This is a genomic window from Halorubrum sp. AJ67, assembly GCF_000513435.1.
In genome coordinates this window covers 138,356-138,998 of sequence record NZ_CBVY010000006.1, presented here as the reverse complement: position 1 = coordinate 138,998, position 643 = coordinate 138,356, and the positions used below count along the sequence as shown (strand labels likewise).

General features: G+C 67.2%; 1 pseudogene. It reads right to left on the bottom strand.

The window, feature by feature from the left end:
* Positions 1–338: 338 nt before the first annotated feature.
* A pseudogene (locus BN903_RS07695) lies at positions 339–643 on the bottom strand (hypothetical protein); the annotation flags it as partial.

Sequence of the window (643 nt, the reverse complement as noted above, 5' to 3'; positions counted from 1 at the left end):
GAATGACCGCCAGCGACGAGGCTGGGGAGGCGTGAGGCGCGGTCGCTGTGCGGGGCGGGACTCGAAGGGGCAGCCGTGAGACTGCCAGAGGCGATGTAAGTACCGGAAGGAGCGAACGAAGTGAGTGACTGAGGAACGCAGCGAGCGTCTGGCAGTCTCACAGCTGGGGCTTCGTCGATCCGCGTGGGAGAAGCAATCCCGGCGAAAGCGACCGTGTCGGAGCGAACCGCTGGCGCTTCACCAGTTACAGAGCCGGCCGCTTCGTATCGAGCGGCTGGGGCTTCGGCGATCGCGGAGTCGACAGCTTCGACACGACAAACCCCTCTAACGTACGGGTCTCAGTTCGTCTCGGCGACCGTCTCGAAGACGACCCACTCGGAGTGAACCCCCGACTTGTCGGGGAGGTACGTCCCCTCGCTCCCACACTCCGTGACGAGCCGACACACCCACCGCTCGGGCGGCCAGACGACCTCAACGCGATCGGAATCGAGCGTGCGGACGGTCGCCTCCTGCCGGTAGGTGAACGTCGAGCCGTCGGGGGCGACCAGCGTCACGGTGAGAATCGCGACGTCGCCCGCCGGATCGATCGACGCCGAGCCGTTCGGCGCGCCCGCCAACCGCATCCCGTCGGGGCCTATCGACC